Origin of the sequence: Pseudomonas sp. KBN10P06128 (assembly GCF_037574945.1) — a bacterium.
GTDB lineage: Bacteria > Pseudomonadota > Gammaproteobacteria > Pseudomonadales > Pseudomonadaceae > Pseudomonas > Pseudomonas aeruginosa.
Window position 1 is genome coordinate 2,028,229 of the sequence record NZ_JBBELR010000001.1, and the last position, 22,920, is coordinate 2,051,148.

15 protein-coding genes and 3 pseudogenes are annotated in these 22,920 nt (G+C 57.5%); 3 read left to right on the top strand and 15 right to left on the bottom strand.

Annotated elements, in window-relative coordinates:
* Positions 1 to 11: 11 nt before the first annotated feature.
* The 8 genes and pseudogenes from VQ065_RS09680 to VQ065_RS09710 form a co-directional block, all read right to left on the bottom strand.
* Positions 12 to 1,973, bottom strand: coding sequence for a hypothetical protein (locus VQ065_RS09680; RefSeq protein ID WP_003086135.1), 1,962 nt, complete (start codon positions 1,971 to 1,973; stop codon positions 12 to 14).
* A gap of 35 nt (positions 1,974 to 2,008) precedes the next feature.
* Entirely contained in the window at positions 2,009 to 2,374 is a 366-nt protein-coding gene (locus tag VQ065_RS09685; RefSeq protein ID WP_023098801.1) for a hypothetical protein, read from the bottom strand.
* On the bottom strand, positions 2,367 to 2,648 hold the full coding sequence (locus VQ065_RS09690; protein ID WP_123788624.1) for a hypothetical protein: 282 nt from the start codon (positions 2,646 to 2,648) through the stop codon (positions 2,367 to 2,369). Before VQ065_RS09690 ends, VQ065_RS09685 begins: the two co-directional genes overlap by 8 nt.
* 237 nt (positions 2,649 to 2,885) lie before the next feature.
* Positions 2,886 to 5,138, bottom strand: a complete 2,253-nt coding sequence (locus tag VQ065_RS09695; protein ID WP_169309823.1) for an ATP-dependent helicase — start codon at positions 5,136 to 5,138, stop codon at positions 2,886 to 2,888.
* A gap of 218 nt (positions 5,139 to 5,356) precedes the next feature.
* Positions 5,357 to 6,160 (bottom strand): hypothetical protein, encoded by an 804-nt coding sequence (locus tag VQ065_RS09700; protein WP_196714317.1) that lies wholly within the window; start codon positions 6,158 to 6,160, stop codon positions 5,357 to 5,359.
* A 147-nt stretch (positions 6,161 to 6,307) separates the two neighbouring features.
* Positions 6,308 to 6,454 (bottom strand): annotated as a pseudogene (locus VQ065_RS31980) (DUF4236 domain-containing protein); the annotation flags it as partial.
* 103 nt (positions 6,455 to 6,557) lie between these two features.
* Complete coding sequence (locus tag VQ065_RS09705) at positions 6,558 to 13,223, bottom strand: DUF3320 domain-containing protein (RefSeq protein WP_003086141.1); 6,666 nt, start codon at positions 13,221 to 13,223, stop codon at positions 6,558 to 6,560.
* A 198-nt stretch (positions 13,224 to 13,421) separates the two neighbouring features.
* Positions 13,422 to 13,544 (bottom strand): annotated as a pseudogene (locus VQ065_RS09710) (transposase); the annotation flags it as partial.
* Between the two features lie 153 nt (positions 13,545 to 13,697).
* On the opposite strand from VQ065_RS09710, the pseudogene VQ065_RS09715 reads away from it, so the two are divergent.
* The 3 genes and pseudogenes from VQ065_RS09715 to VQ065_RS09725 all read left to right on the top strand — a co-directional run bounded on the left by VQ065_RS09715 (position 13,698) and on the right by VQ065_RS09725 (position 16,919).
* Positions 13,698 to 14,835, top strand: a pseudogene (locus VQ065_RS09715) (IS3 family transposase).
* 730 nt (positions 14,836 to 15,565) lie between these two features.
* Positions 15,566 to 16,435 (top strand): lipid II-degrading bacteriocin PaeM, encoded by an 870-nt coding sequence (gene paeM, locus VQ065_RS09720; protein WP_023098797.1) that lies wholly within the window; start codon positions 15,566 to 15,568, stop codon positions 16,433 to 16,435.
* A 55-nt stretch (positions 16,436 to 16,490) separates the two neighbouring features.
* The gene (locus tag VQ065_RS09725) at positions 16,491 to 16,919 is read left to right on the top strand and encodes a hypothetical protein (RefSeq protein ID WP_123788623.1); all 429 of its coding nucleotides are present in this window, start codon (positions 16,491 to 16,493) and stop codon (positions 16,917 to 16,919) included.
* A gap of 36 nt (positions 16,920 to 16,955) precedes the next feature.
* On the opposite strand, the gene VQ065_RS09730 is transcribed toward VQ065_RS09725, so the two are convergent.
* From VQ065_RS09730 to VQ065_RS09760, 7 genes are all read right to left on the bottom strand, one after another.
* The gene (locus VQ065_RS09730; RefSeq protein ID WP_003086147.1) at positions 16,956 to 17,330 is read right to left on the bottom strand and encodes a type II toxin-antitoxin system RelE/ParE family toxin; all 375 of its coding nucleotides are present in this window, start codon (positions 17,328 to 17,330) and stop codon (positions 16,956 to 16,958) included.
* 3 nt (positions 17,331 to 17,333) lie between these two features.
* Entirely contained in the window at positions 17,334 to 17,606 is a 273-nt protein-coding gene (locus VQ065_RS09735; protein WP_003086148.1) for a type II toxin-antitoxin system ParD family antitoxin, read from the bottom strand.
* Positions 17,607 to 18,073: 467 nt separating this feature from the next.
* Positions 18,074 to 19,588: a conjugal transfer protein TraG N-terminal domain-containing protein gene (locus VQ065_RS09740; protein ID WP_003086149.1), complete on the bottom strand. Its 1,515-nt coding sequence runs from the start codon at positions 19,586 to 19,588 to the stop codon at positions 18,074 to 18,076.
* On the bottom strand, positions 19,585 to 19,938 hold the full coding sequence (locus VQ065_RS09745; protein ID WP_023098796.1) for a hypothetical protein: 354 nt from the start codon (positions 19,936 to 19,938) through the stop codon (positions 19,585 to 19,587). The genes VQ065_RS09740 and VQ065_RS09745 overlap by 4 nt, the downstream gene beginning before the upstream one ends.
* A complete protein-coding gene (locus tag VQ065_RS09750; RefSeq protein ID WP_003086151.1) occupies positions 19,938 to 21,320 on the bottom strand; it encodes an integrating conjugative element protein in 1,383 nt (460 codons plus the stop codon). The genes VQ065_RS09745 and VQ065_RS09750 overlap by 1 nt, the downstream gene beginning before the upstream one ends.
* A gap of 17 nt (positions 21,321 to 21,337) precedes the next feature.
* Positions 21,338 to 22,276, bottom strand: a complete 939-nt coding sequence (locus VQ065_RS09755; RefSeq protein ID WP_003086152.1) for a TIGR03756 family integrating conjugative element protein — start codon at positions 22,274 to 22,276, stop codon at positions 21,338 to 21,340.
* Entirely contained in the window at positions 22,276 to 22,707 is a 432-nt protein-coding gene (locus tag VQ065_RS09760) for a TIGR03757 family integrating conjugative element protein (protein WP_003134206.1), read from the bottom strand. The genes VQ065_RS09755 and VQ065_RS09760 overlap by 1 nt, the downstream gene beginning before the upstream one ends.
* Between the last annotated feature and the right edge of the window lie 213 nt (positions 22,708 to 22,920).

Genomic DNA, 22,920 nt, shown 5'->3' on the forward strand with positions numbered 1-22,920 from the left:
GGCAAACTCAATTAGTAGCCACTCAGCTCGCGGAATTGCTGGCGGTTGTGAAGTTCGACCCACTCGATCACGTCGCAAGGAAGGTAGAGTTTCCGTTTTGCACGAGATATCGCAATGTATACAGCACAGATTTGTTCATCGAACTCATCCGAATTTTTGAATTTTTCGTTTGTAAGTAGCTCAGGGGTCAGAAAGACTCGGTCGAACTCCATCCCTCCGGCCTCTCTCGCCATCATTATAGTACAGCTTTTGTCTTGCTGGCCGAGCATCCATTTTAGCTGGTTCATATCGGCAATATTGAAGCCTTTTTCCAGTTCAGCCTCCACCCAAAGAAACGCCCCGTCATACTTGTTCGCCTCACGCACCTGCTGCCAGTTAGACGTCTCACTAAAATACAGATGCGGTCCACCACTAATTTGATCGACTCTGTAGAAGTCCGGTTTGAACAGTGCTATGGCGGTAGCCATAAACTGCTTAAAATCCATCAGCGCGTTTGCATTCCATAGACTTAGCGGTCGCTCGACGGCGTTCATCTGGATGATCCATCTCATCGTGTCCCAGTATGATGCAGTCAGTACTACGCAACCGTCTGAGGGCAGAAAGTTCTGGGGGTAATATTTGATAACGACGTCATCTTCGCTAGCGCCTTCGAAGGGGATCTTACCTTTCTTCGAGTGCCGGTAGATTAGTGGGTTGACCAGGCTCTCGACGTTACGACCTGAGCGAACGGAATAGCTAATATCGCTTCGCCTAACTTCACGTTTTCTATTAACTATTGCGCCACCGGCTTGTTGATATTCATCACCAAGGGTAATTAGCACTTGGCGGCCACGCTCAATGATTTGAAGCAGCGATTCAGGGAGGTCCTGGCTTTCGTCGATGAGGACGTGGGAATAACGCGCCGGAACCACACAGCCCGCTAGACTTGCGCGCTTTATCGGCAGTAACGTCTCGAGCCCAACCAGTTTGTCCAAGGTTGGATTTGCCTCAACGTACATCCATAGACGACTTGAATATTGCAGAAGCACCCTGGTATCCAAGTTAGACAGGGGGGGCTGAAACTTAGGTAGATGCTTGGCTGATAGCAAGACGTCTCTAGACTGGCAATAGCGCTCGATCACCTTCAAACAGATATTCAGCGTCGCAAGCTTATCGTATCCAGCAAGACCGAGGATACTCAGCTCCTGCGACAATGCTAACTTGCTTGGGTTCCTGGCCGGCGCGCTCCCAGATTGAGGTCTGTATACGGGCAGAAGACTCTGTGCGAACCTCATGAAGGTAAAGCTCGTTTCCTTGGCATGCGCTCCGCCCATGCGTCTGCGAAGAGCTTCCAGCTTTCCCTCTGTGTGTGCCAGCACCAACGTGTTTTCGGGGCGCAGGCACTCTCTCAGGGCGCCTAACAGATGGCTCTTGCCTATCCCTGCATAACCTTGAATATGCAGGTGTTCATCCAGATTGGCGCGGAAAGTCCTGATCAATTTGTCCTGCGCAGGGGTCAACCATCGCTCACGGTGCCAGGGCGTAACTACCTGCTCGCTAAACGGGCTTTTATTTCTGCAGTGGCGGGCCTTAAATGTGACATCCCATTTTCCATTTGGCAACAAGTAATCCCGTGCTGAAACTTCATCAGGGAGGAGAAATCGCAGATTCAAACGTTTAGCAACCTTGCAACCAGAGTAGAACTTACCCGGCTCAAAAAGTCGTTGTGCCTCCGACAATAATCCTGGGGCCTCTGTTTTCCGAGTGTCAACTGCCCAAGCAATGAGCTTGGCCAGAACACTTTCTACCCAATGAGAGGTGAGCTGCTCCGCTGCCTCACTCGCCAAGTTCTGGATCACCAAGATCGCAGCCAGCTCTGGATCCGTCAGATCGGTAAGAGATTTTGCGCCATTAGCACCTAACAAACTTAAGCAGGTTTCAGTCGCAACCGGTAGGAATGGAGAGCTAGATAAATCAAAGTGTTCTGGGTGCATACAGTCTCGCAGCCAAGGGAGGGCGTGACTTGGAGTTAATCTCGGTCATATTGATCGTCCATTTCGGGGGCATTCTCCTCTGGTTCGTCCGCCGCCCAAGACTCCAGATTGTCAATGACACGCGCAGCACTGTCCCGGACAGGCAAGACTCTGCGGACATCGATGAGCCAACCAAAGTCTATCAACCTAGAGCGAATCAGCTCTTTTGAAACGCCTAGATAGGAACTCATGTCCGCAAGAATTTGCTGAATGGTTAAAATATTGTATTGTTCGTGGTCGACATAAATAATCCCATGCCCACGGTATTTTACATCGTAACGTTCAAGCAGAGGCCCCAGATGCTCAGCCAGCGTTTCCTTCTCCATCCACTTCGCTACCTTAGCTTCATTTGAGTCACTCATGGCTGGCCTCGCCGATAATGCCAAGCTCGAACTGGTAGTTACCCAGGGTGCCCGACATGCCTCTGGGGTATTTCCTGTGCTCGTTCATTGCCACAGTTCCATTCGTATTGATTTTCTCCTGCAACTCATGAACTGCCATTTCGAGCAGTCTGTGCAGGTCTCTAGGGGCGCGCGCAGATACATGTAGCTGCAAATCAAACTTTCCCAAAACAGGGGACGAATGTACAGCGGGTACTGTTAGCTTAGCGGAAAACGTACGCCGTTGCTTGCTCATCAGACACTTCTCTCTCGGCGAGGATTTTCGCCTAAATCGGTGTCCGGGATCAGTAGACCACTACAGTCACATCCTTCGCGGTTACTAAGCCCTAACCCATGAGTCGTCCGGCAAGATTCGAAGTTTTCAGCCCTTTTCAAACTGCCCGTGGAAATGGGATAGAACTCCGCGCAATGTGATACCCATTGGCTTGTACATGGTGTCGAGTGACGCCCTTACTGACCTAGAGTACCGTCTTTATGCCGACGCTATCTTCATCGGCGCCATACTGGCCACCAGCAGACGCGTATCCCCATCGTCAAAAACGACTCGCAGAACGCGATCGTCGATCCATCTGTCGATGGTTCCACTCCCGAAGATGGCATGAATTACCCGCGTTCCTTTTGCCGCGCCGACGACGTCGTGGTTTGCTCCCGCGGACGCGGGTGAGGGCGGCTGTGGGCGCTTTGCATAGCGCCAGTCTTTAGAGAAAGGGAAGGTTGCGAAATAGGTATTCGCGACCTCGGGGCGGTCTACCTCTCCAAGGGCCGCGAAGCGTCCTTCTTCGACAGCGGCTCCTGCATGCCGAGCCAAGGCAATATCCATCTCCCAAAGAAAGCGAGATACGGAGCTCGTTTCCGGATGCGTTTCAGTGATGTCCGGGCGCTCCAGGCTGCGCTGAAACTCCAGGTCGTTGGGGTGAGCAATGAAAACCTCATCGACGGCGCGCGTGATGGCCACGTAGAACAGCCGGCGCTCTGCCTCGATTTCATCGGCGCTTAGGTCGTCTCTGGGAAAGCCGCTTCTCACGACTCCAGGTACGAAGACCCTTGACCACTGTGCCCCTTTCGCTCGATGAATGGAGCTGATCCACACGTGTGGCGTTGTTGGTGGTTCCATGGCCGATGAGTCGATGAGCGGGTCGATGCTATCCAGAAACGCGTCGATGCTGCCTTCATGCCGGCTGGCAATGAGACGGAAGGCCTGGACGTTCGCCATGACGGCAGCCGCCTGATCCGCGGTGGGGGACTGCTTTTCGATATTGCGTTCGAACTCCGTTGCCAGCAGATAGCGATCCAGGACGGTGAGCACCTTATCCTGCGGATCGGTGGCGGTCGCCAGGATCTCAAGCAAATCCGCACGGTCACGAATCTGGTTGGCTTGATAGTCTTTGGTTTGCAGTGTGATGGTCGAGCGGATGGCTTCAACAAGGCATTCTGGCTGACGCACGACGAGCTCTACGACACGGTTTATTGCTGCCTTGTCCAAGTAGAGTGTAGGGCGGTACATCAAACTCTTGATGACGTATCGGAGCTGGTTGGCATCCAAGGTTTTCCAGCGGCCACTGGCCAACTGGAGGACACCGAGCAGCGCGCTGATCTCGGGAATACGCATCAGCGGCGGCCGGCCATAGACGTGATAGGGGATACCGCGTTGGTGCAGATCCAGCTCCAAGGTGACGCTCAGGTCGTAGGTCCTCACCAGCACCGCGATGTCCTGGAGCTTCAGCCCGGAGGTGAGCCGCTCTGCTACGTGTTCTCCCAGGTCAGCCAGCCCGAGGGCCAGCGGCAGGCAGTGGATACGCGTGCGCGGTGTGCCCTCCGCAGAGATGCTGATCTTGGGGTTGCGATTGGTGTTGCAGCTGATTACCTGGCTGGCCGCGATCGAAAGCATGTGGCCAAAGCGGAACGTGTGCGGCAGGGTGTATCGGGTGGCTTCTGGAAAGTCTTGTTCAAAGCCCCGGATGAGGTAGTCGGGTTCGGCACCACGCCAATCATAGATGGCCTGGTCTTCATCCCCGACGAGCATGACCTTGGCCCGATCGCCGGCGAGGATTTTCAGCAGAGCGATCTGGATGCCGTTCATGTCCTGGGCTTCATCGACGATGAGGTGATCAACCCGGTTCTGAACGTATCGCTGTGTCGCGGGTTGCCTCAGCATCAGCTTGACGGGGTCGTACAGCTGATCTTCAAAAAACCTGACCTTCAGTTGCGCCCGGTGCTCTTCATAGAGACGAAATGCCTCGACGTACCCTTGGGTTATCGGCCCGTACTGGCGTGTTTCGAACACCTCCTCGGGGCTGTGCGTGCTCGACTTGACCAGCAGCAAGAAGGCGATAAATCCATCGATCAACTCCTTGTCCGGCGTGACGTTGCTGCCGTTGATCGCTTTAAACACCTGGGTGAAAGCGTCCTTGGCAATCTTCGTCCGCAGATGATCCTTGGGTTCTATCCTGGCTTCTGGAAGCAGCCCGTTCTGGACAAGTCGATTGACGATCTTGTTGCCCATCGAGTTGAACGTCCTGATTTCAGGCGCAGTACCTTGGACTGCCTGCTCGAAACGCCGCCGGAACGATAGGGCGGCGTCCCTGTTGAACATGACGACGGCGATATGGGCTGGGCTGATGTCGCGCAGAAGATGCCGGACGCGGCCAATCAGCGTCTCGGTTTTTCCCGAGCCTGCCACTGCCGCCACAATTGCATGGGCACCTGCGTGCTCGATGACCTGCAATTGTTCCTTCGTGTACGTCCGCTCTGACATCGCCCACTTTCCAATTTGAAACGAGAAAGCCCATTCTATCTGCCAGAGAGCTGAGCGCCTCCTGGTCTGCGAGAAAACGTTGGCCGGTCGTGGCCAAGCCCTCTCAGCGGCGCTCAATCAGCACGCTGAGTGGCTACATCCCGCTCCTTAGCCTCGTCGCTGCGGACGTGGTAGCAACTACGCAATGGCTACTGGCGCTCGCCTTTTGCTCTGCCGATTCTGCCGATAGCTTGGGCCAAGCTGGATGTGCGTCCTACGCAGGATATCTGGATGCGCTCGAGTAAGCCGGTGTTGCTCGAAAACTGAACCTCCTCATAGCGCACGACAGGCAGTTCTCGGTTGTTCTTGAAGCGCCTGTCTGGGCCACCTTTTTTGTTCACAAACTTCCAGGTTCTGCTGACGATCTCGGAATCTTTCGGGACGGCGCCGTCTTCGATGAAGTTTGTCGTAGAGATGTCGATTCGCAGGTTTTCATAGGACACCGCGCCGACCCCGTTGGCTTCGAACACGAGCACCTTGTCCGGGAAGAAATAGAGGGTCTGGCGGCCCACGGGGATGCTGGGGGTGGCAACGTTGGTTTTGACGAAGGGCGGGTTTTGCAGTCCGAGTGCGATCGAGCTTCTGGTCACCAGGTGACTGGCGCCGGCGTGGTACTTGCGATCATGTACCTTCCCTTGCGCCTGAAGATGCCAGGTTGCGCGACAGCTTCGAACGCCGTCGAAGGCGGTGTGCAATTGCTCGACGACACCGGCGAATTCTGACTCGATGTCGTAGAGCATGACCGTCGTTTTTCTCAGCAGATCCCAGTAGTACGTTACGGCTATTAGCAGGCCGCCAATGATGAGTAGGGTAAGCAGTGCCCAGGGTGGCAGCTGCTTCGCCGAGAGGACAAACGCGCCGACGGTGAGGGCGGCGACGAAGGGCCAAAGGCGCAAGCGCTTTCGCTTGGTATTCAGCTCGTCGACGAGCGCTTGCGATGAGGAATCCACCATCAAGCCGATCTTGCCACTATCGATTTCCTTGAGGGGCTCGTGTGTATGCGATGGGATATCGACTACCGGGGTAGGCGCTCTCGCCGGCTTGGGTGATGCAATGGCAGGGGCCGAGCCATTGGATGGGAGGGTTTGGCGGTAGTAAAAGCCTCCGCGCCCCATGTGAATGTAATTGCCCCTCGGCCCAGTTCCAACCCGGAGGCCCTTAATACCGGCGGAAACACCAATTCCAGACTTCGAGAGGTTGAACCTGAACGGGCCCACTCTCACTGACTTACGCACTGACAATCCCATGTTCCCTCCGGGCTTTGAAACTGCCCCCTTGCAGCGGGGGAATCCCTCGATCGTACGGTCTTCTAGCGCAGCCAACGCTGTGCCCACGAGATCGACAAGCTGGTCAGGAGAACAACTGGTCGATCACGCCTTGGATTCTGGCCCGGGTTGATGCCGAGACTTTGCTCAGCCCGAGCTCTCGTGCCATGGCGTAGAGCAAGTCTTCGCCGACGAGGCTTTGGTCTGCCAATGCACGTGCCAAGGCAAGGAGCTCCAAGCTGCAGATCTCGTCGACAGGACGGGTGTGATCAGCGCCGGTCGGTCGGCGATACGCTACGGCTTCGCAGTTTGGTAAGCGGCTGGGCCAATAGAAGTGCCCAGCGTCCTCTTCAACCTTGCGGTGTACGCGATCGGCCACGCTGACGACACGATCACGAATGCGTGCGCCAGTGCGAGTCCAGCCATGTGCCCGGGCGATTCGGCGGGCGAGCGAGGTATCGAGGACGGGGCCTTCCTCGTCGACCACATGCTTGATCATCATCGCCAGGACAGTGTCATAGCGCGGATCGAAGAATGCATCCGGATCCACGCCTTCCACGGCGCTCAGCGGGTCGCTCCCTCGGTAGTAAGGGAAGGTTATCGAAGTGCGTGCTGCGTCTGCCTGCATATCGGCGTAGCGCACGCTCGGCATGTCCAACGTCTCGTTCTCGGTTTCAGGTTCCACTGACTCATCAGGGGTTTTGAGCTGGGGACGGTCGACAGGGAGTGCTACAACGTTGTCGGCCAGCGGAGCTTGGTACTCAGCGGCATTCGCGGCCAACTGCTCCTGGGCTTCACGAGCCGCACGTTGCTGACGGCTTTCGACCAACAGAGCCTCAAGGTGCTCATGGGTTTTCTGTGCCGTGCCCAAGGCGTCGATCCACCAGTCGGTCGACCAGATGCGCAGAATCTCCCAACCAAGACCTCGTAGCACTTGCTCGCGCAGCTTGTCCCGATCACGGGCTGTTGCGCTGCGGTGGTAGGTTGCTCCGTCGCACTCGACGCCGGCGAGGTAGCGCCCAGGCGCATCGGGGTCGACAACTGCGAGGTCGATGCGGAACGACGACACGCCGACTTGGGTGACGACCTGCCAGCCCTTGCGACGAAGCGCGTTCGCAACGGCTTCCTCAAAGGGGCTGTCGTATCCGCCTAGGCTCCCGGTATCGGCTCCTGCAAGTGCGCGAGCACCGCGGTCGGCAAACTCGAGGAAGTGCTTGAGATCGCGGACGCCCAAGGCCTGTGTGCGTGCTAGATCGATCTTTTCGGCTCGCAGGGTGCTGAAGACGCGAAGTTCATGGCGAGCCCGGGTGACGGCGACGTTGAGCCGACGCTCACCTCCCGTGCGATTGAGCGGGCCGAAGTTCATGGCAACGTTGCCTGCAGCATCGGGGCCGTAGGTAATCGAGAAGTACATAATGTCGCGCTCGTCACCCTGAACACTTTCCAGGTTTTTCACGAAGACGGGTTCAAGCTCGCTCTCCGAGAAGTAGCTTTCCAGCGCCGGGTCTTTTCGGCGTTCGGTGTCGAGCAGATCCTCGATCAGCTTTTGCTGTTCGCCGTTAAATGTCACGACGCCGATGGTCAGCTTGCTCTCTTTGAACCCAGGGCTACGCAACCGGCCGATCAGGTCAGCGACCAATGCCTTGGCCTCTGCAGGGTTGGTACGTGCAGAGCCTTTCTCGTACACCCCGTTGATGACGTGCAGGCTGACGGCACGATCATTTGTAACAGGGGAGGGGAAGGTCACCAGCTTGGACTCGTAGTAGCGCTGGTTCGAGAACGCAATCAGGCTTTCGTGTCGACTACGGTAGTGCCAGTTCAGGTTGCGGATCGGCAGGTTGGCACTGATGCATTCATCCAAAATGCTTTCGAGGTCGGCCTCGACATCAACGTCATCCTGGGTGGATTCAGCACGATCGAAGAAGGAGGTCGGGGGGAGCTGTTTGGGGTCGCCAACCATCACCACCTGCTTGCCACGAGCGATGGCGCCGATCGCATCCCATACCGGAATCTGTGAGGCTTCGTCGAAGATCACTACATCGAAGACGCTGGAGTTCGCTGCCAGGTACTGGGCGATGGAGAGCGGACTCATCAGCAAGCACGGCGTCAGCTTGGTGAGGGCATCGGGGATTTTGGACATCAGCTCGCGCAGCGGAAGGTGGCGCGTTTTCTTCGTGATTTCGTGCCGAAGGACGCCCCATTCCGAGTTCTTGCTCACCGAGTCCTGTGTGGGGAGCTCGGCACACAGGCGTGCGCGCAGCAAATCACGGGTCAGCGCGGTGAAGCGGTCGTCCAGGGCACGGAAGTCTCGAATGCGCTGCTCGTGTTCTACGCTCACGAATGTGCGAATGACAGGCTCGTGATCAACGGCCGTGTTCAACCACCAACGGGCATAGTTCGTTTCGAATGCCTTGCGCACAGAGCCTTGTGGAACCTGCCCTGCTTTCAGCGCATCGACCAGCGGAAGCAGGCCGAGAGCGGATGCTTCATCGCATGCTTTCTTCCAGGCGCACCAGGCGTGCAGGCCATTGCCGGATTGCACGATCTGCTCACACTGCACATGCTGCTGACTCAGCTCCTGCTCCGTGAAGTCGGCCGCGTCCTCGGCCAAGAAATGCCCGGCGTCGACGAGCTTCTGCGTATGCGCGACGTACTTATCAAGCGACTCCAGCAACTGCCCGCCGGCCTGGGCCAACTGACCCTCGGGCTCGAGCAGGGCATTGGCGTCACCTAGCAAACGCCCCAACGCTGATTTGACGCCCTCGACATGTTCTGGTGTTTGCACAAGGGCAGAGATGGCGCTGGCGAGGTGGGCGTGGAACTTGAGTACGCGGGAGACCGTGTCTTCCTTCGTATGCAGGCCCAGCCACAGACCGGATGTCAGTTCTCGCAGGTCTGCCAGGTCGCTTAGTTCTCGCTCGATGGCTTCTCGCTGCCGGAGAATTTTCAGCTCACCTTGGAGCCGCTCTCCACAGGCGCCGCTAGCAACGAGCTCATGCTCGTCCTCCAGGCGTCCTTCCTGCTGGATAGACCGTCTTGCGCGCTGGAAGGCCAGCGCAGCGTTGAGCGCTTTGGTTTGGGTCTGCAGTCCGGCCCAAAGCGATCCTGTCGCGGGGGTGAGTGGGTTGAGTGTGGAAATCTCACCCTCGAGCGCCCGGACGTCTCGCATTCGCTCTAGCGTTTCCTTCAGTGCGAGGCCCGCCTGCCCCTGACTGATGAGGTCGAAGCCGTCGTCTGACCAAGCACGGCCTTCAACGCACGCAGCGAGCGAAGCCTGCAGGCGCATGACCACCGACAGAAGGGCTGGGTCAGTGTTGTGACCCTTCCATACAGCGCTGGAAGAGGGCCCTGGATCAATGGCGTCGAGGCGAGCGCGGAGTTCACGAATGGTGGTCCAGAGCTGAAGATCTTCCGCAATGGTCGTAGGCGCCGGCGTCGATTGAGTGCTCACCACGTGCCCGCGGATTCTGCGTTGGACAAGCCAGGATTTCGGCCACATCGATTTGCCGGCTTGATCCCACTCCTGCAGCAGAGCACGGACATCCAGTGCCTCAATGGCATCGGAGTAACCCACGGACAGCGTCTGCGTGACTCGTGCAACCTCTGCAAGGGTCTCCAGGCCCTGGTTGAGCAGAATCATGCTCGCTACTGGCCAGGGTTGGGGCAGACCAGATCTGAGCTCCGCATGCCGGGCCAGCAGTCCCAGTCCGCGTTGGCACTCCTCCAGCGTACTGGATGTCCAGAATGCGGGGAGCGTCTGGTTGAGCGTGCGGTGTTGCTCGATGAGTTTCAGGCCTGCATCCAGACGTTGCCCGATTGCACGGGCATCGGGACGGAGCACGAAGCTCCAGTTCTGTCCTGCGGCGGCGGGAAGGATCTTCGCCAACGCGGCCAGTCCTTTGAGCGTCCTGATATTGGCTGGCAGCGAGGGTAGGCCGGACATTTGGATGTAACGCTCACTGGCCTTTTGCACCGCATGGATGGCAGGGCCGAGCTCACGTGCCGCCTCGATCACCTGGTGCTGCCAGGTTGGAGACCAATCGTTGTTACCAATCAGATGCAGCGGGTGTTGGTTCAGCGTGCCGAAACCGACCGCCTGAGCATTGACTTCCAGGCGATCGGCGATCTCCCGCTTAGCGAGTAGATCCGCGGACTGATGCTGCGTGTGCGATGTCCACGCGAGATTAATCGGAGCGACATCCTGATTGGTGCTGACGATGCCGATGGCATCATAGATCGTGTACCCATTGGGGTAGCGCTCGTGCAGTCTCTCGGCATACTGGTTCAGCACATCACGATGCCCTTGCAGGCGTTGTGCCTCGGCCTGCCATGTGTCTGCGTCAGCAGTGCCACGGGCCTCCCAGGCGGAGTGCAGCTGGGCAAGGACTTCGGTTTTCTTCGACTTGCTCGAGTGAACCTCGAGGCAAAACTCACCCAGGCCTACCTCGCGTAGGCGCCGGTATACAACATCGAGCGCGGCGATCTTTTCTGAGACGAAAAGTACGCGTTTTTGCTGCGCAATGAACTGAGCAATCATGTTCACGATCGTCTGGCTTTTGCCGGTGCCGGGTGGCCCGATCAGAACGAAGTCGCGTCCCTGTGCTGCCGACAGCACCGCGGAGAGTTGTGACGAGTCAGAGGGAAGAGGGCAGAAGACCTGCTGAGGGCTGTATTGCGTGTCCAGCTTCCGCTCTTCCGGGAATGCCCCACCACCGCCGCCGTTGAATGCATCGCGTGGGGTATCCAGCAGATGCTTGACCACGGGGCTTTGGCGCAGCGCATCAGAGCGCTCCGAGAGGTCCTTCCACATCAGGTATTTGGCGAACGAGAACATCGACAGGACGACATCTTCGCTGACCTCCCAGCCCTTGATGTCCTTGATCGCGTGGGCAACCGTTCTCCAGATCAACGCGACATCCAGACCTGAGTCGTCTTTCGGCAGCGCGCCATCTCCGATGCCCAGACTTAGCTCAAAGTCCTGACGGAGCATTTCCTGCAGGGTTGGGTTGAAGCGTGGCTCGTCGTCGTGAATCACCAGAGTAAAGCCTGCACGAGCGCTCTTTCGCTCAAGCGTTACCGGTACCAGTATTAGCGGCGCTCGATAGCGTTGGCTTTCTCTGTCCTCACGTGTCCAGGTCAGGAAGCCTAGCGCGAGGAACAGCGTGTTGGAGCCGCCTTCCTGCAGGTTCGTGCGGGCTCCCCGATAGAGTTCGGTGAGGCGGGCATCGAGCTCAGTGACCGGCAGGCCTACGAACACTTCATTGCGCTTCAATGCATCCAAAGCATGCTGACGTCGAAGGTCTTCGCGTTCCCTTTCTTCGTGCAAGGCTTGATCGCGCGGGTCAGCACCATCCATCAGGTCAGGGCGTGTGTGCAGCTTGAGCTGCTGTCCGCTGGCGAGGATGTCCTCAAGCGCCGCGGCATCTGGTGCCTCCAAGCGAACCGCTTTCTTGCCGGCCTTGAAGTTCAACAGGTTGTTACGCAAGGACAGATCGAGCAGCTTGCGTTGCCAGCGGGCGAGGCGATCTTTGGGATCTAGTGACGCAACGTCAACTTCAACCGGGGCCTCGTCAGGCAGTTCGGGTGGCAAGTCGATGAGTAGTTCCTGGCCAGCCTGGTTCTGCTCACTACTAGCGGTACCAAGAGCAGGAGCTGCCTCTGTAGTGGCCAGTGGTTTGATCCGCTGCAGCCGGGCACGCCGGATGTCCAGGGCGAGCTCAAATTCCTGCTCCTGGCCCTCAGCCAGATGTTGGGCACCGCGCTCTATGGCATAGGACAGTGACGGGATGTTGGGTTGAGTGATCAGTGTGGTCTCAAACAGCTTCAGCTCGTTGAGCTTCATGCGTTTGCGCAGCGCGGTGATGTCATCGACGGTACTGTTGGAGAACTCCTCGGCTTTGAGCCAGAAGCCCGAGAATGCGTGGCCTCGAGTGAAGATCAGCAGCGGGTTCAGGCCTGCTTGCTCTAGCGCTGCACAGAACAGCAATGACAAGTCGAAGCACGTCGCCAGGCCACTCTCGAGAATGTGGCTTGGACTGCGTACTTTCTGGCCGAACTGCTCGAAACTAGCTGGGGGGAGGGCGTAGTCTAGTTTTAGGGACGCGACTGCGGCCCAGATCGCCGATGCAATCTCCCAGGCGTGTGCTGAGCCGCTGGAGTAACCGTTCAGCGCGGGGTTCTTGTCTTGGTCGCGCAGTAACTCCGCGGCCTTCTTCAGCAGCCGCTCAACCGCGAGGTCGTTAGGCTGGACGAAGGCCGCGGTCATGTCGGGAAGATGGGATAACCCGCCCCATTGATTGCGAGGGAGTAGCTCCAGAGTGAGTTCAAGACGGGTGACTTCTTGGCGCTCTTCGTCACCATTGCCCAGGGACGTCAGAACAAAGGTGACGGCCACGCTCTCTGCTTCAGTAAGCCGGGCAAGCAGGGCACCATCGATCTGCAGATCGAGCCCTGGTATGGGAAGGAGTGTGCCAGGGCCCAGCGCGTCGATATGCCAGGTCTTGGGCTTGAAGACGAGAGGGTCGGAAAGGAGCTGAAGCTCCAGTCTGCTGTACTTCTGATCACTGTCGTTGATCAGGCGCAGCTCTCGAATCACCGGTACCGAGTTCTGGAAGTCGGCCAGGTTGAGCTTGGCGACCAGCGTCGCTTGAATGCGGACGGTCTTTATCGCCTCCGGCTCGATAGCCTCTACGGTGGCGTGCGAATCCTGAGGCAGCTCGCTACCTGGCTGCTGAATAACCTCATCACTCATTTCGATCTCCTTGTCCAAACCTAGCGAAGTGGCCAGGCGGCGGAAAACTCTCGTGACGGGCCTACCCCCGGCGCGCGCTTCCCTACATCGCTTCATCCTATCTGGCTTGGATGGATGATGGCGAGTGGCCAAAGGGTTGAGTTGACGAGCTGTATTGTGTGGCAGTTTGAACCGGCTATCGCCCGTTCGCGAGATTCAGCTGTAAAGGCTATGCACCGACACGCCCAAACGCTCGGCTACTTCCGCAACGCGCAGGCCGCGCTCGGTCATTTGTCTGACCGCTTCGATTTTGAGTTCTTTGGGGTAACGCTGGTTGCTCATGGCACCTCCTAACGGACCTCAGATGGCTTCCTAATCTCATTACTCGGACCTAGGATGAAAACTTGGTAGCCGTTACTCGATAGGGTGTCCTGCTCCCCGATTTCAGTACCACCCCGAACTTAGTAGAGTCCGTTTTCCGGGCAGGAGGTGGCAGTGAAAAAGCGTTTTACTGAAGAACAGATTCTAGACTTTCTGAAGCAGGCAGAGGCCGGTGTGCCGGTGAAGGAACTGTGCCGGCGGCATGGCTTTAGTGATGCCTCGTTCTATACTTGGCGCGCCAAGTTCAGTGGTATGACCGTGCCAGATGCCAAGCGGCTCAAGGATCTCGAACTGGAGAACAGCCGGCTGAAAAAGCTGCTGGCCGAAGCCCATCTGGATATCGAGGCACTGAAAGTGGTTGCTCGGGGAAAAGGGTAAGCCCGACAGCTCGACGGGAAGCAGTGCAGGAGATGCAGGCTCAAACCGGCATCTCCCAGCGCCGTGCCTGTCAGCTGATCGGGCTATCTCGCTCGGTGCTCCACTATCAACCCCGCGCCAGCGAGCAAAACACCAGGCTGCAAACCCAACTCGTGGAACTGGCACAGGAGCGCCGGCGTTTCGGCTATCGACGCCTGCATATCCTGCTGTGGCGCGCTGGCGTGCAGGTCAACCACAAGCGGATCTATCGCCTGTACCGGTCTGCCGGTTTGATGGTGAAACGGCGGAGGCGCCGTCACGGTGTCGCCATAGAGCGCGAACGCCTAAGCCTACCGAGCGCGCCGAATCAGGTGTGGTCGATGGACTTCGTCTTCGATGCGCCCAGTACGGGGCGGAGGATTAAATGCCTGACGGTGGTCGATGACTTTACCAAGGAGGCGGTGGGTATCCTTGTGGATCACGGCATCAGCGGCTTTCGCGTTACTCGCGCATTGGATGAAATGGCTCAGTTCCGCGGTTACCCGACAGCAATCCGCACCGACTAGGGCCCCGAATTCACTGGCAAGGCACTCGATCAATGGCCTATCAGCGCGATATCAAGCTGAAGCTGACTCAGCTTGGCAAACCCACACAGAATGCGTTCATCGAGTCCTTCAGCGGCAAGTTTCGAGACGAATGCCCGAATGAGCACTGGTTCTGCTCACTGGCCGAGGCCAGAATTCGCATCGCAGCCTGGCGGAGGGATTACAACGAGCACCGACCGCATAGCGCTATCGGCAATCTCACCCCAGCGAAGTTTGCCGCGAAATGGCGGGCGAGTCAGCAGCAACCACGACATGAAAAACTGATATCAACCCCAGGACGTACTAACTAGGAAGCGGTACTAAAACTGGGGCAGGTCACTTCCCGCTTGAACTCGGGGCTGTATCTCTTGCGCTTGGACATGAACACTCCTTCAGCTCAGTGTGAGCTTACTCGAAAGTGTCCGTGCTAACGGGGTAGCCCCCAACTGTAGTGGTCTTCTCGCCCCAGGGGCGCTAACGGCCCGTTGTGAATCGCTCCGAGTTATCGAAGGACTCCTATGTGGGAGTGAAGCCGTAGCCTTTTCGTGTTCGCTGGTGCGAACGTAGCCATTTCTGCCTTCTGGCAGGCCCTTTCGGGTAGGGCTTTTACCCTTGTGAACCATTCCCTTCGCCCTTCAAGCCCATTCCCCTTTGGGCCATTTGCTCCTGCAGAGGCTGCTCATCGTTGGGGCTCTCAAGGTCCATGGACTCGTAAGTGCGGGAGCCCAGCGGAAGGCGCTGGTTGCTGTTGATAGGGGAGGCGTCTGGCAAACTCTCGTGTGATTCTACAAGGATAAAGAAATTATTCCTTCTCCATGAAATCTCCATAGAAATCACATTTCGTTCAGGAGAAACAAGCCCTAAGCTGATGTCATTGGGTTACCTGGTGCGTGTCCAGGATATTTCAGTTCATTGGGTGTGTTTTACAGCTCATTTTCGTTTCGATATAGCCTGACCCATTCCGGATTGGCTAGTTTGGTCTTGCGGGATGTTCTCCTGCCAATTGGTCTCTAAATCTAAACTTAGTTCATGGGGTGATTTATGGTTATGGATCTTGGAACTACCACTATAGTCGCCGGGCAAGGCGATTTTTCGGCCTACAACTATGGGAACAATGGGGCTAACTGGCCTGCGCCTAGTCCTGCCCAAGTCGGGTATATTTCTAAGGGGCAGCGTGATGTCGCCTATGTGAACGGTGATTGGGAAAAACCTCTACTCGCACTCTGGGCGCAGTGGGCTAACTGGGGAACCACTCTCTATGGCTATCCAAGCCTTCCTTTTCCAAATTATGAGTTTATTTGGGATATTTTTGATTTGCCCCAGGCTGATTACAATCAGTTTTCTCTGGGTGATGATAGAATTACTGCGATGAATCGGGCGCAAAATCACCAGTATCCCTTCCCAAATAATGAAGGTATCCCTAGCTGGGATCGTCCTAAAATAGATACGTTCAATGGCGGGGTCTACACGCCAGCGGCTGCTTTTGCTCACTACCTAACGGGCAAAGGTAAGAAAATGAATTTCCCTATTGAACGTTTGAATATTAAACCTAATGTAAAGGCTATGCCTCAGTTTATTGGGGTTCTGACGAGCAGTCCAATGGGGCAAACCACCGTGGATTTTAATGTCCCATATGCTACTGCTAAGGATAGTTGGGTGGCGGGAAACACGGTTGGAGAAATTACGCTCCGAATTGTAGGGATTCTTGTTAAGTCCACCTCCGGCCAATGGAGCTTTCGTGGGGAGATCCGTGCATATGATGATCTGTATGACTTCAATCCTTCAAATCACAGAACCGAAACTGCTGAAGGGATGACTCGCTTAGGGCGTGAAGTGGGTCAGAAGTTTAAAGATACGACTCCCTATCCCATTGGGATTCCGGGAGCTATCCCTGTAAATATTTCTGGTTAAACTTAACAGGAGAGGCGCCCTTCGTGGGCGCTTCTTACCATAAGAGGATAGTTTCATGAGAAAAGACATTCTTCTGATTTTGACATTTCTGCTGGTTATTCTGTGTGCGGCAATATCCTTTTCTGGGTTCACGGAGGGCAACGCTAATCCAGATGACACCACGGGTGTTCCTGTTGAGTCGATGTTTGTTGGTTTTTTAACCTTGTTTGGTAGTGTTTCTGTGCTTGTTTTGGTAGTTGGTGTATTGGTTGGTAAACTTGTATTGAGGGTGGATGCGGTTTTTTCTAGATGTATTTTGATCGGATTGTCTGTTGTGCTTACTCTGCCAGCGCTTTTCTTGACGGTGGTAACTTTCTTCTTTTCAGTGTTGGCGGTCTCTGAAAGCTATTACGCTTGGCTTTCGGTTGCTTCTTGTACTGCCCATCTTCTATTGCTAATGGTTTTTTATAGATCCAAGTTCTCAAGTTTCTACCTAGTGAAATAGACGTAAAGCTGCAATACAAGCAGGAGTAATTGGTACTTAGACTGCTCCTGCAGGTGCTGCTCGTCGTCGGGGCTGGTGTTGATCCAGATCCATGGAGTCATGAAGCACGCGAACCACCTCGAGGACCTGGTCTGCCGCAACCCGGTAGAACAAGAAGTGCCTGGGCCGAACAACCTTACCGACGTTGGGCATCGAGCAGCAGTAAACGAGGTGGATGCTGCGCAGGCCAGCTCCCAGTTCTTCACGGCTGATGCTGCCTACCTGTTGTGGGTCTGTCGCAACTGCTTCCAGCGCTGCGCCTATGAGTGCCTGGTAACGTCGGCGTGCGGCATCGCCGAAGCGGTTGTGGGTGAAGCGCAGGATATCGACGATGTCCGCTTGGGCATCATGGGATATGCGGTACTTGGCCATGCTTCAGTGGCTCGCCTGGTTGCCGAGCTCGTCGAGGTATTGGGCCAGGTCGTCGCTGGTGATCTCGTCGTACTCGCCGCGTTCCAGTTGCATCAGTCCACTGGATGTTGCGTTGCGGAGGGCTTCGAGCTTGGCGCTATTCTGGGCTTCCTGTTGCAGCAGCAGGCGCAAGCCTGCCCGGATGACTTCGCTGCGATTCTGATAGCGGCCGGTCTCCACCAGCTCGTTGATATCCTGCTCCAGCGGATCGGGAAGGACGACGTTTCGCGTTGCCATGAGGTACTCCAGTCGGCAGATAGCTAGTGGCATAATATGCCATAAGGCTTGCCAAATCATCTTTTTCGGCGTATAGGTGATAGCAGGGTGCCTCCCTCTGGGAGCCAGGAGATTGATGATGGAAGCACACGCTAACAAAGGTTTCGCCTCTCGGATCGGATTTGGTCTGGGTACGTTTGTGCGTTTTCTCATCGCCGATCCCAAGCCTCTCCGTCGTTGGGTGAAGCGCGCTTTAGTATTCGGCACTCTTCTTGTACTGGCATCTCAAGCTTTCAGCTGGCTTTTAAGTAGCGCCCTGACACTGATAGTTCTGGGTGGAGCTGTTCTCGCCTTTGGGGGGCTCCCAAATGATCCCCGGAAAGTAAACACGTCTGGCTACGGATATGAGTATGGCCCGCAAGGGTATGGTCATTATGTTGCCGGCCAGCGAACTGATGATTAAATAAGGCCCAGTAGGGCCTTATTTATTAGAATATATGCCGCTTGGCATTATTTGCCGCTTCTCCACCCGCTGTCTGGACGTCCTTGGTGCCTTGGGAAAGGCCTTGGAGGACTTGTCCTGCCTGTACACCAGACCAGCCTATTGCTGTGATCCAGAGAAGTGGCAGGATAATAAACATTGCTCCCATCACGAAGTTCAGAATTGCATCTTGAGTCGCCGTATTCAGCCCCATGACTGGGTTGAATGAAAGATGTGGTGATCCCGAACCATAGAAGGCATCAAGTATCGTGCTGTCGATATATCTGGCCAACTGAAACCAGAAGTCGACGAACATCATCGCAAAGAAGACGACCGTCATCGTCATGGCAACCTTCAGTTGATAGGTGCCGATGACCAGGACCATCGGAATGCAGATGACCATTGCCATCTTCAGGAACGACATCACCATCGGCAGCGCCTGGCGGACCATATCCATCGCTGGGAAGTAGGCCAGGCTGCCCATTGCCACTCCGAGGGTGCCTCCGGCACGAGCCAGTCCATTCCAGACGGTTCCGCCCACCTGCCCGCCGTAATCGGTGTAGACGTTGCCCTTGACCTGGCTGGAGGGTGAGATCACCTGGCGAATGACTGCCTCGGTCACCTCGTCCTGGTTCAACCATTTCGCCCACTTGAGGAAGCTGGACATCAGGTCCGGATCCACCTGGTCCTTGATCCGATCACGCAAACCAATCCCTGAGTCAGCCCACCACTGCTTGCAGGTTGGGTAGCCGCCACCACCGCCCACCTGAGGCAGGCCGGCATCGCGGGTGGCGTTGTAGGGCCACGACTGACGGGGACTCTTCGAGTAGTCGGTGTCGTAGTACCCCGGGGTGTTCAACAGGAATCGGGAGCCGATCCAGTTCAGGTCTTGCAACGCCTTGTTGTCCTCGGCGACGGAGCCCAGGTCGGGTTGCCGCATGAACAGCCGCGCACGGGAAGGCCCGTAGCAGTCCCTGGAAAAATCAGCGATTTCTTGTGCCAGCAGCGGATTGTTCACGCGCGTGTTGTCCACTTCCATTCGCATCTGCCGCAGATCCGTGCCGCACGGAATGGCCGCGATGGCGCCGCTGGTGAAGCCCTTGGAGAGGGCGTGCATCATCGCCCACCAGAGCGGCATCTGCGCACTCTTGCCGGCCAGGCTGCTGAAGGAGCTTGACCAGCCGGTGTCCGCCGGTGCCGGCAGATTGTATTGGCACTGCTGGGCGCGAGTCTGATCGAACTCGATGGTGTCGAAGCTCACGTTGACGACCGGGATCCCCGCCAGGGCGACCACGATGTAGCCGACGTAGATGTGCGTCTCGATGCGGGCCAGAGACAGCACGCCCTTGTTGCCCTCGTCGGCGCCTTCCCCGCGAACTTTCAGCCATTCGCGCATTACGATGGCCGCGAACGGCACCGCAAACAGGCCCGTGTCCGAGATCATGTTCCAGATCCCGTTGTTGATGATCCAGCCGAGGAGGGTGAGGTAATACTCCAGGTAGTCATTGGTCATGAAGGTCATGATGCGCCTCCAGTACGGAAGTACGCTTTGCTGAATTCGATGAGCAGGACCAGCAACAGCACCAGGATCTCGATTCGCCGAATGCGCTGCCGCTCATGCGCGCTCAGTTCCTTGCGCTGCTTGAGCTTGAGCCGGAACCAGGCGATGGCCAGGGCGCAGTACAGCAGCGCCCGCCAGGCGAACAAGCTCCAGTAGTTGCTTTGCCGCCAGGCCTCCAGGCCCTGGATGCCACCGAAGTGGTTCAGGGCGAAGAGGCTGAGCAGCGTACCGACCACTGCCAGTCCGATGACGATCAGCACTCCGACCAGTAGCTGACCGAGAAGCTTTCGGGTGGAGAGGGGCTCTGTCATCACAGCCTGCCTCCCGACTTGCCGCCGGCGGCAGAGGGGGCCTGCAGGCGATCGAGGCGATCGGCATCGGGGGCCGACTCGAATACGCCACTGGAGCCTGCGGCGCGCTGTTGCCCGCGCTCGATGACCCGCATGGGTGAATTGCTGGCCAACTCGCGACGGAGTTCCAGTTCGGTCTTGAGGTTCGAGATCTCCTGTTGCAGGAGGCTGGTCTGCTGATCGACGGCTTGGGTGGCTAGGCCGTTTGCGGCGACGTTCGGTTCCTTTGCGCCGGCGAACATCAGGCGCTGTAGCAGCAGGGCCTTGCTGAGTACGTCCATCAGGGAAACATCGGACGCCAGGCGGCGCGCCAGGACGTCCTGGTCGCGCTCGTCACGCAGCGCCTCGATGACGCCGCGGGTGATCGGCAAGGCATCGGTGCCGGCCGCAGCCAGGTTCTCTGCGGTTAGTGGTTTGCTCTTCGACAGCAGTTCCTGCAGCGACTGGAGCTTCTTGTCGTAGGTCTCCTGGATCAGCGGGGTGAGGCCGACGCCCGCCGCCGTCACCGTCTTCTGGCAGCCTTCGCAGGTCTGTTGCTGTTGCTCCCCCAGTACCCGGGTGGCGAATGCGGCGGCTTCCTGGGGGGAGGACCAGGTGTTGCAGACCAGGCCGTTGTTGCAACTGGCGGAAGGAACGCTCGACGAGTCATTCACCGAACGGCTGGTCAACAGGTTGTAGCCCGCCCGGGTCACGTCGTTGACGATGCGAATGGGCTTCTGGCCGGAGCCGCCGGCCTTGTCTCCACCGACCCAGGTTACACCATCGTTGCCGCCCTTCTTCTCCACTGCTTCGAGGGCGGATACGGCGTCTTTCCCGCTAGAGGCCAGCGTGGCTCCCAGGGCCTGGCCTTCGGCGATTTTCCCCCAGCCGGTCTGCTCGCCAGCGATGTCGGCCATCTTCTCGGCGATCGCTCTGCAAGTCCCTTTCGAGCGATCGTAGTCGATCCGCGCCTGCAGGATGCCATTGGTGATCAGGTTGTAGAGCTGAGGGTTCGCGCGCTGGATGATCAACGCCGGCAGCGACATGACCGCGCCGGTCGCGTTCTGGATGACTGAGCCCATGATGTTCTGGAAACCCTGTGTGGCACCGTTGAGCTGGTTCTCCAGGGTGGTGCTCAGGTTCATGTTTCCGCACATCATGTCGTTGTTCCAGCCGAAGCCGACGCCGATCGAGTCCATCTGGCCGGCGCTGCCCATGCTCACCGCACTGCCGCCGCCAATGCTGTAGAGGACCTCGTCGCTGAGCACCGTGCCGGTCTTGGACACGTTGATCGGGTCGTCGGCCTGGGCAAGTTGCGCTGCGAGCAGCCACGTCAGTGCGACCGAGGTGATGTTCATTCGCATGATTCGTCTCCGTGTCCTTATTGGAAGTCGGTACTGCCGAGGAAGATCTGCCCCTTGCGCTGGCAGCAGGAGTAGGGTCGCCAGAGCGCCCAGGCGTAATCGCCGTCGACGGCTTGCGTCTTCGGCCCTGAGTTGGGAAACACCGCGCAGTTGAGGCTCAGGGACGGGGTCAGCTCCTGCCATTTCCCGGTCGAGGCATCGCCCTCTCTCAGCTCGCCCGCCGGCCAGTAACCGTCCTTTGGAGCTGCGCGCATGGGGAGGTAGACGTGGAGCTGGCCGATTCGTGTGGTGATGTCGCCGGCGCGCTGGGCGATGACGGCCGCCGTCTTGTAGTCGTCGGTCTGGTGCAGGAATCCGCTGCGCGGATAGAGGTTCCCCCACATGTCTCCGGAGAAGATTCCACCCACCTCGCGCAGCCCTGGAACCAACGCTTCGGGGTACACCTGCTCGGGAATTCCATGCCGCCAGCCAATGGCGTCCAGTGTGCTGAGGAAATAGGGCACCAGCGGGAAGGTGGCGCCAGGGCAAACGTACCCAGAGGCGCTAGCGAACCGGCTGAACGTGGCCCCGCCAGGATGGCCGATCACATCCGCTTCCTTGAAGCGGCCGATGCTGTTCTCGGCCTTGTAGTTGGTGGTTGCGTCATTGCCGGCCTGGGCGAGTGGATTCGGTGTACCCAGCGCCGACACCTCGGTCCAGGGGTTGCTCCCGGTATTCGCGTAGCTGGAGACGACTGCGTCAGGCACGTAGTGGCGGACCTTGACCGACGTCTTCACTTTGCAGCCATGCGGTCCGCAGAGCAGCCAGTAGCAGATCCCGACGACCTTGTATTCGAGGCACTGAGGGGAAAGGGTGGAGGAGACGATGGCAGCGCTGTTGATCGCGGCCGAGGCCGTGAACGAGAGGCTGAAGGTGGCGACCGCCGCTGCCAGGCGGCGGAGGTTGAGGCTGGTCATCAGCGCGACCTCCTGGCCTTGGCGATCAGCTCAAGAGCGCGCGAAACATCCGGTTCGCCGTAGACCACGTACTGCCTATCGACTACTACGGCAGGGATCTTCTCGACACCGAGACTCCACGCATCGGCGACGTCTTGTTGTGCCTTGACCAGCTCTGCCTGCAGGCGGCGCCCATCGGGGCTTTGTAGCAATCGCTTAAACGCCGCTTGAGCATGCTGTGGATCCTGGGGCAAGGCCGCAGTCAGTTGCTCCTCGAGGTGTTCCTGGGCGTCCAGAAACAGAACGCGCGACGATCCGGTGGCAGAGACCGGATGAGCCTTGTCGGTGATGACCCAGGTTTCGGCCTGGCTCGCGCCGCTCAGCAGTACCAGTAGTAAGCCAACGGCCAGCGTTTGTGGCCGCCAGCCAGGGGAAGAGTAATGAAGAGGCATGGGTCTGTACCGGTTCGAGGAAGGTACAGACAGGAGACAGGATCGCTTGGGATAGAGCAGCAGGAAATCATCACTACGTCGCCGGAGTATTTTTTACCGCTGTAAGGGCGAGTTGTTGGCGCATGGTGCAGAGGAGGGAGCCTAGTAACTCATAAGGTAGAAGTGAGCTTCCAAGCCATCTTGTATTCAGGTGTTTGCGCGGACTGAGCAGTC